Below are 15,943 nucleotides of genomic sequence, written 5' to 3' on the forward strand. Positions count from 1 at the left end.
CCATGATTCTCCAATCTCTGTATTTTCCCGACCTATTGTCAATTTTTTATGACACTTATTATCAAAAGAACTTTGCAAAACCCTCAATTCCTCGCTTTGGGAGTTGTACTCCCGTTTAAAAAGAGCACTAAGGTCGGTGCTACAACCACCTCCCAACAACATAGCAGGTTCTGCAAAGATCCTTTATCAAGAGGATCGTTTGCTGTTTTCATAACCACCCGGCGATTTGCCGGTGCCACTATCCCTATTCTTCCGGCTTCAGGATGATGTGCGTTCCCTGTTTTTCATACTCAATATCGAGTGAAAACATCAACACATCCAGAACGGTTGACAGAGACTCATTCCTGAATTCGGCGGTTACATTCCGCTTGTACAGACTTGAATCGGCTACCTCGAAAGTCAAATCGTAATGGTTGCCGAGTCGGTCGATCACCTCGGCAAGAGAGCTGTTTTCAAAGGTGAACACCCCGTCAACCCAGCTGATATATGAATTCAGGTTTACATTCTCCGGCCGACTCGGGATGCCGGTTGAGCCAACCCGGGTCAACTGACCGCGATTTAACCGCACGCTTTCTCTTATCGAGCCGCTGGTTCCCCTTTCGCTGTCCTGCAGTCCTTTTACGGCGACCTCCCCTTCAGCAACGACCACCTCGATGTTTTCGTTATGGGAATAGGAGTTGACATTAAACTTAGTCCCCAGCACCTCGATATCCGCGCGGGATGTGTGTACAACAAACGGCCTGTTTTTTTGTGTTATAACCTCGAAATAGGCCTCACCCTCTACAAGCTCGATCTCCCGGAGATCTCCATCGAACTTTTTCGGCAGCCGTATGGTACTGGCCGAATTGAGCCTGACCCGTGTACCATCGCTAAAGGTTACGCTGACCCGCTCGCCGGGCTGTGTGGCAATCTTTTCCATTACCGGGTTCGCCTGCTGGAGCATACCCGTCAAACGGGGAGAAAGCAGCAGGTATGAAACAAATCCCATTAATAGCAGAGCCGCTGCAAGTCCCACTCCCCATTTGACACGCCTGGATTTTTTACGCCTGCCGGAAGGTGAACGCTGCTGGCTTCCGGATTGGGATCCAAAGCTCGATTCTGTCTTGCCCGGAACATTCAGTTCGTAAATGGGTGTTTCTGCTTCTTCGTGCTCTTCAATCCGCTGTTCGACACTCCGCCAACTGTTTTCTTTGTTTCTCTCAAGCCGAAAATTCCGGGTTTCTTCCCATGTCCTCTTTAGTTCTTCATATTTCTCATTGATCTCCGGGTTGGTGCGTATCAACTCTTCAACCCCTTTTTTATCTTCCGTCGTACATTCCCCCCGGATGTAACGGATCAATATTTTTTCCAAATTTGATCTACCTTCCATCTTCACAAATCAAATAATATCAATATGTTTTTTCGCCTGTTATGAGACTTTTCCAGCCGCCGACAGCTTTGACAGCAACACCGAACCCCCCCCGTAAGGTGAATAATTTTTCTGACTATTTCAGTGTCAAAAACAATGATTTTTTGCCTCCGGGGGTATAAGTAGATAATAATACGTTCGTGGGAAACGATACCACGACAGTATTTTTCAAACAATCAGATTTCTTCAAAAAAATTTAGCCCCGCTTCCCGTTGCAGAGGGGTTTCTTTTATGTTTATTTGAACGAGAAACAACCCGATCAAGGAAATTACCATGCGTTAACCTATTAAATGACAGTAACGAATCACAGATCCCGCTACCAAAAAAATGGCGGTTTCCTCTATTTCCGCACGCGGAAAACCTGCAGCGAATCGTTGTTATTGCCCACCAACAGGGCTGTTCCCCCGGCAGTCCTGATCAACGCCAGGTCTTTTACATTACCGGGTGCTACAAACCCGCTCTGGAAGGGGGAAACCGGGGTAAAATCCCCACCGCCGTCTCCCAGCAACAGCAGTCCGTTGCCTCCATCGTTCGGCGCTGTCTGCGGAGCTGTTTCGTACAAATTCCCTGCAATAACAATGTCAAGATGGCCATCCCCGTTAAAGTCACCGGGAATAATATCATTTACCGTGGAAAACTGCGCCTCGTTCGGCAATTGACGCTGCCTGAAGGTACCTTCACCCCTGTTCTCAATATAGATACTGGCCAAATTTTCGGCCTGGTAGTGCAGCGCGTCATCCCTGTTTTCGCGTCCAATGATATCGCTGACGGTAGCATCGGCATAGCTGCTGAAACTCTGGTAGCGCCGCATCAACCTTGACATCTGGTCCTGCAGGGCACGCATTCCTGCCAGTGGATAGGAACCATTCTCTTTTCGGACAGCCAGGATCGCATCGTACGACTGGTTCCCGTCAAAATCACCGGCATAGACCTCCATGATCTCCTGCTGATACGTTTTGTAATTGCTGTTCAGTCCCAGATTTCCCGCTACCAGGTCCTTGTCGCCGTCCCCGTCAAAATCTCCTGATGCCAGGCTATACCACCAGCCGGTCGGGTGATCCATATCCAACGATTTGGTTACGTTTTTAAATGAACCGCCGGTATTCCTGAAAAACGTAACCGGCATCCAGACGCCCGTGGTTACCAGATCGAGGTCGCCGTCGCCGTCAAAATCGATCCATTCAGCATCTGTCAGGAGTCCCGATGCCGCCAACTCCGGGGCCACCTGACCGGTTACATCCGTAAAAGTTCCCTTTTCATTGTGCAGGATATAACTGTTGGCAGGACGCGGGTATTGACCCGGAACAAGGCGTCCCCCCACAAAGAGATCCATATCACCGTCGTTGTCATAGTCAGCGGGCTTAACAGTCGAGCCGCTCGTGAGCATCTCGGGCAGGGCGTCCTCCGACCGTAAAAATGTTCCATCCCCCGCATTGATATACAAGCGATCCTGCAGGAGTCCGGAAGCCGGCGAAAACTCGTTGCCCCCGCTCACCACGTATAGATCGGGGTGACCATCTCCGTTGGCATCAAAAAAGGTGGCGTCAACATCTTCATACTCCTGGTCATTACCCCAGGGTTGTTCTGCCGTAGACTCCCGAAAGGTTCCATCCGGCTGCTGCAGGAACAGGCTTCCCGGCGATCCTGCAGCCCCGCCAATATAAAAATCATCACTGCCATCGCCGTTCACATCGCCCACGGCGATCCCGGGTCCCAGCCTGGACAGCATGTGGGGCAGCAGCGGCTCTTTGTCAAAATCGTTATACTCATTTTCACGATGAACATACGCCGCGTTTATCGCACCAGGATCTATTTCAGAAAAATATTTTGGGGATTGATTCACTTCCCGTCTGGGAGAAGAGGATTGGGCCTCCCGGTAGTGAAGCGTGATTTTAGTTCCGGCCTCCAGGTTTGTCTTTAATTGATAGCGTCCGTCGGGCCAGGTCACCTCGAGGGAATCAACGGTGCCGGCCTTGCCGAGGCCGAAGTGGAGCACCGGCGGCAACGAGGACTGGTACCCACGGTAAGGCGACATATAGGCATACTGGGATCTGCCGCCGGCAGAGACCCGCACTTTTGCGCCGATTCCGTGGGTATTCAGGGAATCACCCCGCAGCTGGACTCTCAGATTGTGATGGTCTTTTTTCAATGTATCAGCCCGATTTTCATACACGAGGGCCGGTTCGTTGATATTGTTGATCACCAGGTCCAGGTCCCCGTCCCCGTCCAGGTCGGCATTCACCGCGCCGTAGGAGTATGAGGGGCTTTCAAACCCCCAGGCTTCCGACCGGTCTCGAAACGTCAAATCACCCTGGTTCCTGAACAGGTAATTCTCGACTTTAATGGAATCGAGTTGATTAATTTTCATGAATTTGGTTGTGTCGTGGGCTTCGTTATCCCCAAACATTACGGCCCGATTCAGATCTATGATGTAGTCAAAATCGTTCACTTTTTTGGGATATCCGTTGGTGATCATGACATCCTTGTGGCCATCGCTGTCGTAATCCCCAAACAGGGCGCTCCAGCTCCAGTCAGTATATCCCACACCTGCCAGCTTCGCAATTTCACTGAATATAACATTCCCCTCCCTGTCGCGGCCGTTGCTCATTTGCAGGGTATTCATCGGGAACTGGGGCATGTAGCCGCGTTCATACAGCTCCTTCACATGCTCATAATCTGAGGCGCCGGAGACCTTTTTCTGGCCCTCCAGGGAAGGCGGCATCATATCCACCTGCAGGATATCGGGCCAGCCATCGTTGTTAAGGTCGGCGGCATCCGTGCCCATACCGGCAAAACTGGTATGCTTGAGGGAGGTCTCCGCCCGGTCGGTGAAGGTGCCATCGCCATTGTTCATGTACAGAAGATCGTCGCTTTGGATATCGTTGGAAATATACAGGTCCGGCCAGCCGTCCCGGTTGAAATCGTGTACCGCGATACCGAGGCTGTATCCCTCTTTCCTTATGCCCGCCTCCGCCGATACGTCCGTAAATGTGCCATCCCCGTTATTTCTGTAGAGGGCGTCCGTACTGAGTGCAGTGCCGTCGTTGATCTCATCGCGCACGCCCACGCTGTTATCCCGGGAAAACGATCCCGGAAAATTGTTCATCAGGAAGGCGTCGAGATCTCCGTCGCGGTCATAATCCAGAAAAGCAGTATGCGTGGTATACCCGGTGTCGGCAAGTCCAAATTTTCGGGCCCGTTCGGTAAATGTGTTGTCACCATTATTGATGAACAGCTTGTTCCGCCGCTCTTCGGGTGTTGAGCCCTCCGGTCCGGACATCGAAACGTAAATATCGAGATCTCCGTCCCCGTTGATATCGACCATTGATGCCCCGTTCGCCCACCCGGTCGTTCCCGTGCCGGAAATACTGGTAATATCCCTGAATTCCATATTTCCCTCATTCAGGTACAAGCGGCTGGAAACCATATTCCCGGTCAGGTACAGATCGGGACGTCCATCTTTGTTGATATCTCCCACCGCCACTCCGCCGCCGTTGTATATGTAGGGAAAGGTTATGACGTTAAAATCGACATCGTAGGTAATATCGTTGCTGAAATCGATGCCGGTTCGGTCAGGCGGGAGCTCTTGGAAAAGCGGGTCGGTCTGCTTGTCACTTGTCAGGCTGCATGCCCCCACCATCAAAGCAGTGAATGCAACCCAGCCGGCGAACCCGCATCTTATATTCATTTTGTCTATCCCTGTTACTGAATATTTGGAAGGTTTTTCAACATCCTGTTGTGAAGCAGATAAAAATATAGAGAATGGAAACCGGAAAGCTAAGTTCCGATTCCACATTCTCTATAAAAAAGCAGAGTATACTATTTTCCGGGGCTTAGTATCCCGGGTTTTGATCCTCTTCGTCGGTCATTTCGGTGTTGGCGTTGATCTCTTCCTGCGGGATGGGGAACACCTCATGTTTTCCCGCCTGGAACGAGTCCCATTCATCCGCGGCCATGCCCCATCGCACCATATCAAAGAACCGGGTCTGCTCACCCGCCAGCTCCAGTCGCCGTTCGAGGACCAGCCAGTCGAATGCCTGGTCTTGTCCCGCATTGGTATCGCGATCGGCCAGGATGTTACCAGTGGGATCGGCTCGTCTCCGGATCTCATTGATCAGCTCAATACCCTCCGCAACCTTGGCACCGCCCTGCATGATTTTGGCCTCCGCCATCATCAGCAGAACATCGGCGTAGCGGATAACATCCATGTTGGCATCCGATTCGCTGTTTTCCGCCTCATCGGTTTTTTGATATTTCTTCCAGGCCCAGCCCTTTCCGGCAAAATCATACGGCTGCCCCCGGTAGGTGCTGTTCGGACCAAAATAGAACGCCTCCAGCCGCGGGTCATCACTGTCATAGGCGTTGATCAGGTCTTGGGCTGGGACAGCATTATAGAAGGCAAACCCGTCAACCCCGTATTCCTGGGGACGAATGGAGGTTTCGTTGCGGCCGGTGCCGTCGGTAGACCAGCCGAATCCGGTACCCGACTTAAACTGTACCTCGAAGACCGCTTCCTTGTTATTATTTTCATCCGGATGGTGATTCCACCGCATCGCCTGTATTGCGTTGTCGATGGTGTTGCCGCCGTAGTCACTTGCCCGCTCAAGGTCATATACGCCCTGGTCGATCACCTGCTGAAAGGCGGTTTCCGCGGCTGAATATTCCTCCTGGTAGAGATGAGCTTTACCCAGCAGGGCGTAGGCTGCTCCCGTGGTTGCCCGGCCTTCTTGTGCTGCAGGATATCCTCCTTTTTGAGGGAGTACGCCGGCAGCTGCACTCAGATCGGTTTCAACCTGGGTCCAGATCTCTTCTTCAGAAGCCCGCGGGGTGTGGAGCTCGTCGAGATTTTCGACCAGCCGGAGAGGGCCACCCCCATAGATGGCGTTGATATAAAAGTAGGCCAATCCCCTCAGGAAGGTTGCTTCCGCAACCACGCGGTCGCGTACCGCAGTATCTATATCCTCCATCTGGCCGACGTTCAAGATGGTGGAGTTGGCCTTGGAAATCATATCATACAGGTTGTCCCATGGAGTGGTAATATGAGTATTGCCAGAGGGACCGTAGTTATGGTTCAGCAGTTCAAGCGGAGGGCCCTGGGTGTTGCCGGTCGTTCCCACTTCCTGACCGGCAAAATCGAGCATAAAGAAGATGCTCCGCCCCCAGAGACCGTGCGCCTGTAGCATAGCGTATGCCGAGTTCACGGATGCAAGTGCCTGCGCTTCAGTCTGATAGAAGGTGTCGGAGTTGACGCTGTTGCTGTCAGACTTCTGCAGGAAGCTGTCCGTACAGCCCGCATAGAGGAGGGCCGTAACAACCAATGAGAGTGTTATTAAGGTTATTCTCTTCATAATTATCTGTTCTTTATTAATTGAATTTCGTTCGTCAAAGCCGGAGGCGAATTAAAACCCAAGCTGTATCCCAACAAGGAATTGCTTTGCCTGGGGATACACAAACCTGTCGATCCCGGCATCACGCGCCGTACCGGTGCCCAGCGATCCTATTTCGGGTTCAAGTCCGCTGTAGCCGGTCAGCGTCAGCAGGTTGCGTCCGGTGGCGTACACCCTGAGGCGATTTGCGCCGGCCTGACTTACCAGGTCGCTGTCAAATGTATACCCGATTGTCAGCGTCTTAACCCGCAGGTATGAGCCATCTTCAACATACAGGTCCGAAAGCCGAGACATGTTGGAATTTGGATCAAGTGCGGCCACGCGGTGGACATCGGTGTCCGTATTATTGGGAGTCCAGGCATCCAGGTACGCGGTTCCCTGGTTAAAGTTTTGACGAAAATCCTGCAGCCACTTGGTGGCGCCGTTCAGAATATCGTTGCCGTAATTCCCCTGGATAAACAAGTTGAAATCAATATTTTTATATGCCAGATCAGCCGTGAAGCCGTAGGTGAAATCAGGAATCGGGTTCCCGAGGATGGTTCGGTCGTCGGGACTGATCTGCCCGTCCCCGTTAAGATCGTTGAACCGTATATCTCCGGGAGCGGTGTGCTGGCTTGCTGTTGCCTCATCACGACCGCCATTGGGATCCTGGCTTTGCGTGGCGTGATTGTACACCTCGTCCCAGTCCTGGAACAGCCCGTCTGAGACATAGCCGTAAAACTGCCCGATCGGTTCTCCGACCCGTGTCACGGAGACCCCGGTTACATCATCGGCAATGTTGCCTTCAATGATTTCCACCTGGTCGTTGGCTCCCAGGCTTTTAACTTCGTTTGAGATGGTTGTAATATTGCCGGAAAGATTCAGGTTCAGATCCCCGATCGATTTCTGATAGGAAACGGCTGCTTCGATCCCCTGGTTTTCCACCGTCCCGGCGTTGATAAACGGGGGATTCAGCCCTACCGATTGCGGAACCTGGGCGGTCCAAAGCAGATCTTCGGTCGTCCGGTTGTAGTAGTCGAAATCCAGTGAAATCTGATCGTTGAGCAAGCCAAGCTCGAACCCGACATCGGTCTGAACCGAGGTCTCCCAGGTAATATCGCGGTTGGCCATGGTCTGCTGGCCGATTCCCTGGACCTCTGTATCGCCCAACACATAAAAGTAATTGGTGCTCAGGCTCACCGTGGTGGGATAATTGCCCAGTACCGACTGGTTGCCAAGCTCGCCCCAGCCCGCCCTGATCTTCAGGTTGCTGATCAGGTCCGAATCTTCCAGAAAATCCTCTTCACTGACTCTCCACCCCACCGACACCGAGGGAAATACCCCGACCGGTTCAGTTGCATTAAAGAGCTTGGAAGACTCGTCGCGCCGTATATTTCCCGTAAACAGGTACTTGTTGTCGTATGAATAACTTACACGCCCGAAAAGCGACCGCAGCGAACTCTCCTGGATCCCACTGTCTACCCCCAACTGCGAAGAAGCCGCTCCAAGAGAACGCACATTTCGCGGCATCTCCTGCCCGCTGGCATTTACGAAATCACTGTCAAACGACTGGGCAGAAAACCCGGCCAGCACGCTGACGTCGTGCGCACCGAAGGTTTGATCATATGTCAGTGTCTGTTCGATCAGCGGATTCAGGTTCTGGCTTCTCGTTCTGTTCAACGAAGAGAAGGCGTCAAGCCTTCGAGTAGTCTGGTAGTAGTCGTTGTAGGTGCCGGAATCCTGGTACCGAAAATCGATTCCCGCCTGCAGCTTGTAGGTAAAATGCTGAAGGAAGGTGACCTCCCCGTATACGGAACTGACAATAGAGTATCGATTGATGGTATCATCGATCAGGTGAGCAGTGGCAATCGGGTTGGAAGCATCCTGCCCGTCGGCCGTCACCGGCCACCCGAAACCACCGACAAAAGAGTCGTCATACACGGGAACCGTGGGCGCCTGCTTTACCGCGTGTTCAATAGAACGGCGTCCGCCGCTGCCGTCATTTTCCGAAATATCGCTTTTACTCAGCAATACTGAACCGCCAAAGTTAATATTATCGGACGCGTCGAACTGGGTGTTGGCCCTAAGGGAGTAGCGCTTGAAGCCTGAGCCGACCATTGTTCCCTCCTGGTCCATATATCCCAGTCCTATGCTGTAGGTTGAACTTTCTCCACCACCGGAAATATCCAGGTTGTAGTTTTGCAGCGGTGCGGCCCTGAACAGCTCATCCTGCCAGTCTGTGTTGTGCGGCGGGCGCTCTCCATTCTGAAAATTTGCCGGCAGTCCCGAGCTGTTGGGATCGGAGTGCACGTCGCGAAGATATGCGGCATACTGCTCGGCGTTTAGCACATCATACCGTTCCGTTTGCACCTGGGTTCCATACGAGGTTTCCACATTCACCTGGACCTGTCCGCCCCGGGTTCCTTTTTTCGTGGTGATCAGCACCACTCCGCCCGAGGCCCGCGAGCCGTAAATAGCGGCGGCCGAGGCGTCTTTTAGGATATCGATCGACTCGATATCGTTGGGATTGATGCTGTTGAGCACACCGGTGCCAGTCTGTCCGGAGGGACTGTCCTGGATCGGAACCCCGTCAATTACGTACAGGGGCGATTCAGAATTAATTGTGCCGATCCCCCGGATATTTACGTTGATCGCCCCGCCTGGCTTTCCACCGCCGGTCTGGACGACCTGCACCCCTGAAACGCGTCCCTGCAGCGACTGTTCCAGAGAACTTTCGCCGGCACTGACCGCTTCGTCCATCTCTACGCTCCCAACCGAGCCGGTAAGCTGTCCCCGTGTCTGCGAACCGTAGCCCACAACAACGAGCTCTTCCATGTCGACGGCCGACTGCACAAGTTCAAAGTTGACCTCGGTGGTCTCCCCGGAAACCACGGTAATCTCCTGGGTCGCCTGCTGATAGCCGATAAACGTTGCAACCAGCGTATAGCTTCCGGGATCCACATCCGAAATGGTATACTCCCCGTTGGCATCGGTGGAAGCACCGGTTTGGGTTCCCTGGATCGATACGTTGGCTCCCGGCAATGTCTCCCCTGAGTTGCCATCGATTACTGTTCCTGTGATTGTTCCCTGGCTATACCCACTTGCGGCAAGAAAAAACGTGAAACACGCAAGCAGAATAAAAACAATGTTGTACCTCAACTTTGTATTCATTCTGTTATCTCCATTTTGTAGAATTAACATCATTTTGAGCAGTAGCCCCCCCTGTAAAGCGGGAGCCCTCAGCATGATGACGAAGTTAATTGTATGAGAAGGAAAGCAGAGACTGGCAGCTCATTGTTACCACACAGTATATCTGCCGGTAACAATACATGTATATCCCATAACTTTTTCCCTAAGTTTCACTTCCCTTCTGCCCATAGTACGTACAGTTCAGATCATCCCATGACAGCGATGGTTGATTTTTTTGTATTGGACCCCATTCCCCACGGGTAACAGGTCAAACGCTTAAACAGTGAACCGGCTTTCATTACAAAAGGGCTTTGCAATAGTGGCGGGTTGATAAAATTGGTCGTTTATTCAGAGGGAGGCAAGTACTTCTCTCAGTGTATTCAGCGCTCTGACGATTTGGGTTTCGACAGTGTTTACGGATATATCCAGGGTCTCGGCAATCTCCTTGTAGGTCATCCTGTTGTATCGGCTCATAATAAAAATCAGCCGCCGTCTCTCCGGCAGTTCTTCAATTGCCGCCTGCACATGCTCCAGCTTCATCTTTTTATCGAGCTGGTCATCCAGGTAATCGGGATGTTCAGAAAATTTACGAAGCGCCTTTTTTTCATTTTCCCATTCCAGAACGGTTGAACGGTGCCGCAAAAAATCGATCGCCAGGTTCCGGGCGATCATATACAGCAGTGATTTTATTTTTCGGTTCGGATCCAGCTTGTGGCGCCCCTTCCACACTTTAACAAACACATCCTGGACCAGCTCTTCCGCGATATCCTCGCGCTTGATGTATCCCCAGACAAACCGGTGCAGATCGTCGTAATAGGTTTGAAAAAGCTTCTCAAACGCCTGTTTATTCCCATTGCGGATCGCTTCTATCCACTGGTCAGAATTTTCAACAGAATAGTTGAGTGCAGTCTCCACAATCAGATCAGTATCTTTAAATAAACTTCAACAACAGTTAAAAAAACCGGGAAAATAATCCCGGTAAATTTCGTTTAAGTATACTAGCGGCAGGGCTTTCGTGTCCAGTCAACCATACCCACTAGGGTTTACGGGATACTGGAACGCAGATGAGGCTGATACTGCGGTTGAACCCCAAGATGGTGTACAAACAGACCTTCACATGATATCCGTGTAGAATCAGCCTGACCGGTGGTATCCGCGTTCTGCCAGTTACGGCCGAACCAGGGTTTGACACGACACTGGTGCTATTACATCATCATCTTTTAATCCCCTGAGTGATTCTAAAGAATTATATTACTTCTATGATCCCGTGGTTTCTAAAATTAATTCGTATTCAAAATATAGAAATGGATCTTTCATGCAAAAATATTTCCATCCTCCTTCACCCCACTCCCGGATTGAAGAGCGCCACAGCCCCCTGACTCCTCCGAGTATCACTTTCCATGCTGTAAAAAGAAAGCGGGGAGATTGCGCTATTTTGTCTCTGATGTTCCCCTTTAAGCTCCGTATATTTAGCTGTTATGGCACGAAAAAAATTTGATATCCCCGACATCTATCGATCCCCGATCATCCGAAAAGTGAAGGAAGCGAACAAGGTGGTGGATCCGCGGAAAAAAGATGTAGAACCATCACTGTTGGACTTTGGGCCGGTCCGCTTCCATATTCCGCGCCATTTTGGCTTCTGTTACGGCGTGGAAAATGCTATTGACATCGCCTACAAAACGGTTGAGCAGTACCCGGACCGCGATATCTACCTGTTGAGCGAGATGATCCACAATCCCACTGTAAACGAAGACCTGCAGGCGCGCGGTGTTAAGTTTCTGTTCGAAACCGACGGTACGGAGCTGATCCCGCTTTCCTCGCTCGATGAGGAGGATATTGTCATCGTCCCCGCGTTTGGAACTACGCTCGAGATACAGCAGAAGCTGAAAGAGCAGGGGATCGATCCCTATGAATATAATACCACCTGCCCCTTTGTGGAGAAGGTATGGCGCCGGGGAGAGCAACTGGGTAACAAGGGATATTCCTTGGTGATCCACGGCAAACACCGCCATGAAGAGACCCGCGCCACCTTTTCGCACAGTGCCGAACATTCCCCCTGTGTGGTGGTGTTGAACCCCGAAGAGGCGACCATCCTGGCTGATATCATGACCGGGGAACGTCCCGTCGCTGATTTTGAAACCTATTTCGGACACAAAAGTACTGAGGGGTTCGATCCGCTGGAGGACCTGGAACGGTTTGGCGTTATCAACCAGACGACGATGCTTGCCACCGAAACGAAAGAGGTGATGGAGATCCTGAAACAGGCCGCGGCCCAGCGGCACGGCCAGTCGAACGTGCTGGAACATTTCGCCGACACATCCGATACGCTCTGTTATGCCACCAACGAAAATCAATCGGCAACCATAGCCCTTACCGAAACGGAATCTGACCTTGCGGTTGTGGTGGGCGGATACAACTCCTCCAACACCATGCACCTGGTTGAAATCCTGGAGCATCACTTCCCGACCTACCACGTTCGCGATGCCGAAGAGATTTCATCGCCCGACCTGATCCGCCATTTTGACCAGTGGGACAAAGAGGTAAAAACAACGGAAAGCTGGCTGCCAACCGACGCTGACAACCGGCCGGTCACTATTTCCCTGACTTCGGGCGCCTCCTGCCCCGATGTACTTGTGGATGAAGTACTGCTGAAAATTCTTTCTTATTTCGAGGATGCAAAAGAGGTGGAGGAGGTAATCAGGCCGTTTGAAAAGAAGCTGGATGAAGTGGCCTGAAGTTATTATTTGCAATCATCGGTTGTGAGTGCGGGAGCAGCGGTTTAGTCAGGGCATTCTCAAAAAGTCATCCTCTTTTCTTGTTCATTTTTTGAGTGATCAAAAAACGAACCTAAAAAAATCACCGTCCAGGGGATGGGAGTTGGGAATATAGATTGAAGAATTATGAATTTTGAAGGGGTGGCGGGATGGAGAATGCGGGTCCTTCCCCCTTGTGGCAGTTATGATTGAAAAGCTGGAAGTGATGTTCGAAGGGGGTGCAGGGAGATGAGTAATGAAAAATAACAACCAACGGCGTGTTATTTTGAGTACAGGAGCATCGGAGAAAAAATGCCGCCCTGGCTTCCCGGCCTTGAATGGGGCGCGGAAGCCAACGTAGGCGATTGTGGATGTTGCACCGGTGAAAACTATGATAGCGAGCAACCAGCGTTATGGACCATCAACATCCACGCCTGCACAGGCTGCAGCATTTGCCCCATTCGCAGCCTTTTCTGGTTCCTTTTGGATCAAGCCAAAAGGAACACCTCTACCCGCTGACGACTTCAAAATAGGAGACCTCCTTTGGCTTGTGCGATTCAATCTCAATATGGTATTGATCCGTGGGGACCTCTATGCGGGGAGTTACAAATCCGGTCGAATCGGCCCGCAGGGTGCTGTACGGAACAATGGCGGTAATCGGATTGCGATCCTGTACCTCGGAATACTCCTCTATAGGAACCGTGTACCGGACGGTTATATATGCCGGGCTGAACGTAATATTCTGTCCTGCGGGCAGGTTGCTCGCCCTGACAAACACCCGTGTTTCTCCTTCGGTATACTGGGCGACGCCGGCAGAATACTGGACCGCATCGGCAGAGATCGACAGGAGCTTGGAGGGTTTCTTCAGGCTGATGGGTCTAGAGATGTCAGAGCGGATCCCCTCCAGGTGTACCGAGTCGGTCTCCCACGCCTCAATTTCGTTCACAATGGAGGACGCCCCCGATATGGTGATACTGTCTGGCGACAGCCGCGGCTGTTCTATAAAGTCGTACTGCCGCTCAAATTGCACCGACACCCGCGGCCGAACCGGCACTTTTTTTGATGCCTTCTCCTCCAGGTTGAGACTTAAAACAAGCGGCTGCACCTTTTGCACGTCGATATCCGGTATCGCGTTCATCTGCTGCTGTACCTGGTCGTACAGGTTAACCTCCCCGGAAGTCACATCCACAAAAATCTGCGGTGGATTGTTATAAAGATTGAGCAGTTTCCAGCCCTCTCCCTGCACGCTGACAGTCGCAAAATCCGGCAGATCCTCGGCCAGGGCCCGGTCATCGGGAATATTACCGAGTTCAATCGGCAGATTTACATTCAGTACATAGGCCCGGCTCAGGTTTACCAGGAACCAGAGACAAAGTGCCAGGATCAGCGATATAATAAACACGACGATCTTCTCCCGCGAGTACTCTTCCGTGCCCTCATCATCCACCCGCTTCAACAGTTTATCCCAGAATGCCCAGAGGCGGTCGGTGATCGTGCTTAAATTTATGTTGCTCATAGTCTGTTCAATTAAATGAAAAACTGTTGACCGTCTTCAGCAATCAAGAACGAACGACAATCTCCTTTACTATTTTGTCGCCAACTTCCCGGTTCAGTTTTTTCTGAATCTGAAACCGCTGCATGTGGATCTCATGCCGCCAGGCCGGGTCTTTAACATGGATAATCAGCTTTCCGTCCTTGAAATAGATGTTATCGGTTTTTTCTGCGATCTTCTCCCCCACCGATTTCGACCAGATCGAAAGTATCATTCCCCGTTTCAATTTATTTTTATGGGGATAATCATCCAGAAAGTTCTTGAGCAGATCTTTCAGGGCTTTCGGTTTATTCCTGCTAAAACGTGCCATGGTTTAAGACTTTACAAATTTACAACTGTTCTATGACAAAATCTTGAACTGCAAGGTTGCCAAATACCGCATCACATGCCAATAAAACAGCGCATAGCTGAATGATTTTTTGCGTTTGCCAGGCGCTTGCCGATTCTTTGCATCAGCGGAAATTTGCAGCATCCTGTATGCTGAAGTTCCCGCGTTATCATCGGGTTAGACTTCGTGAACGGTTCCGTCCTTCACCCTGTATTTTCTGTTTTTTTGTCCGTCAAACGTTACATACCGGTCGAACGGAACCGGGTTTGCGGATGTGATAAACGTTTGCCCGGCGTGGTCCTCAAGCGCCTTGAGCAGTACTTCGGTACGCTGCTTGTCAAGATCGCCGAACACATCGTCCAGCAAAAATATGGGCAGATCGTCCAGCTCATCAGAAAAATAAAAAAGTTGAGCCAGCTTCAAAGCCAGGGCAAACAAGCGGTGCTGTCCCTGCGAGCCATACTTTCGAAGCTCAAAATCATCGAGATAAAACACGATTTCATCCCGGTGGGGGCCCACAACAGTAACTTCGCGCTCCATTTCGTGTTCCCGTTTTTCTTCGAGCGCCTGCTCATACCGTTCCCTGACCACTTCGGGAGACTCCGAGGGAATGCAAAACGTCTGGTACTCCAGGCCCGGGCGGTGCTCCATCCCTGAAATTAGCTCGTACTCCCTGGCCAGGTAGTCCTGGAACTGGTTCAACACCTCGGTACGCTTGGCCACAATGCGCGAACCGTGCTCAACCAGCTGCACATCCCACGGTTCAAGGTGGGCCGCCAGTACCCGCCGGCTGCCCCTGAACTCCTGCAACAGCTTGTTCCGCTGCTTGCGCACCTTGCGGTAATCCATCAGGTCTCTCAGGTATTTTGGGGAGATCTGGCTGATAAACGAATCGATGAAGGATCGGCGTTCCGTGGGACCTTCGCTGGTGAGCTTTTTATCTTCAGGCGCCAGTACCACCACCGGCACCATGCCGATCAGGTCGGAGAGGCGATCCAGCGGACTCTCATTCACAAATATTTTCTTCCCCTCTCCCCCCGAGTAGGAACAGCCCACATCAAAACTTGAACGGATATTGCCCTCAAAATGTCCCTTGATCATAAAAAAAGTGGAATCCTGGTTTACGACATACCGGTCGCTGCTGGCTACAAAACTTCGGCTCATACACAGATAATGTACCGCATCAATCAGATTGGTTTTGCCGGCCCCGTTCGGTCCCGTAATCACATTCAGGTGCGGCACCCACTCTACCTCGGTATCGGTGTGATTTCTGAAATTTTGTAATTTGAGCCTGGTGATCTCCATGATCAAACAATTCGAATAAAAGAGCTATAAACTAAAATAGCG

9 protein-coding genes are annotated in these 15,943 nt (G+C 51.4%); 1 reads left to right on the forward strand and 8 read right to left on the reverse strand.

Features of this window, described 5'->3' with window-relative positions:
• Nucleotides 1-244: 244 nt before the first annotated feature.
• From ACG2E4_RS02600 to ACG2E4_RS02620, 5 genes are all read right to left on the reverse strand, one after another.
• Nucleotides 245-1,351 carry a FecR family protein gene (locus ACG2E4_RS02600; protein ID WP_395275621.1) on the reverse strand — a complete coding sequence of 369 codons (1,107 nt, stop codon included), beginning with the start codon at nt 1,349-1,351 and terminating at the stop codon, nt 245-247.
• Nucleotides 1,352-1,748: 397 nt separating this feature from the next.
• Nucleotides 1,749-5,096, reverse strand: coding sequence for a VCBS repeat-containing protein (locus ACG2E4_RS02605; RefSeq protein WP_395275622.1), 3,348 nt, complete (start codon nt 5,094-5,096; stop codon nt 1,749-1,751).
• A gap of 145 nt (nt 5,097-5,241) precedes the next feature.
• Nucleotides 5,242-6,756: a RagB/SusD family nutrient uptake outer membrane protein gene (locus ACG2E4_RS02610; RefSeq protein ID WP_395275623.1), complete on the reverse strand. Its 1,515-nt coding sequence runs from the start codon at nt 6,754-6,756 to the stop codon at nt 5,242-5,244.
• Between the two features lie 51 nt (nt 6,757-6,807).
• Nucleotides 6,808-9,945, reverse strand: coding sequence for a SusC/RagA family TonB-linked outer membrane protein (locus ACG2E4_RS02615; RefSeq protein ID WP_395275624.1), 3,138 nt, complete (start codon nt 9,943-9,945; stop codon nt 6,808-6,810).
• A 366-nt stretch (nt 9,946-10,311) separates the two neighbouring features.
• Nucleotides 10,312-10,878 (reverse strand): RNA polymerase sigma-70 factor, encoded by a 567-nt coding sequence (locus tag ACG2E4_RS02620; RefSeq protein ID WP_395257104.1) that lies wholly within the window; start codon nt 10,876-10,878, stop codon nt 10,312-10,314.
• A 563-nt stretch (nt 10,879-11,441) separates the two neighbouring features.
• On the opposite strand from ACG2E4_RS02620, the gene ACG2E4_RS02625 reads away from it, so the two are divergent.
• A complete protein-coding gene (locus tag ACG2E4_RS02625; protein ID WP_395257106.1) occupies nt 11,442-12,698 on the forward strand; it encodes a 4-hydroxy-3-methylbut-2-enyl diphosphate reductase in 1,257 nt (418 codons plus the stop codon).
• Nucleotides 12,699-13,224: 526 nt separating this feature from the next.
• Here ACG2E4_RS02625 and ACG2E4_RS02630 read toward each other — a convergent pair.
• From ACG2E4_RS02630 to recF, 3 genes are all read right to left on the reverse strand, one after another.
• A complete protein-coding gene (locus tag ACG2E4_RS02630; protein ID WP_395257108.1) occupies nt 13,225-14,232 on the reverse strand; it encodes a YbbR-like domain-containing protein in 1,008 nt (335 codons plus the stop codon).
• A 43-nt stretch (nt 14,233-14,275) separates the two neighbouring features.
• A complete protein-coding gene (locus ACG2E4_RS02635) occupies nt 14,276-14,578 on the reverse strand; it encodes a DUF721 domain-containing protein (protein WP_395257110.1) in 303 nt (100 codons plus the stop codon).
• A gap of 195 nt (nt 14,579-14,773) precedes the next feature.
• On the reverse strand, nt 14,774-15,901 hold the full coding sequence (gene recF / locus ACG2E4_RS02640) for a DNA replication/repair protein RecF (protein WP_395257112.1): 1,128 nt from the start codon (nt 15,899-15,901) through the stop codon (nt 14,774-14,776).
• Nucleotides 15,902-15,943 lie beyond the last annotated feature (42 nt).

The organism is Halalkalibaculum sp. DA384 (genome assembly GCF_043951955.1).
In the GTDB taxonomy this organism is placed as follows: domain Bacteria; phylum Bacteroidota; class Rhodothermia; order Balneolales; family Balneolaceae; genus JAMQKA01.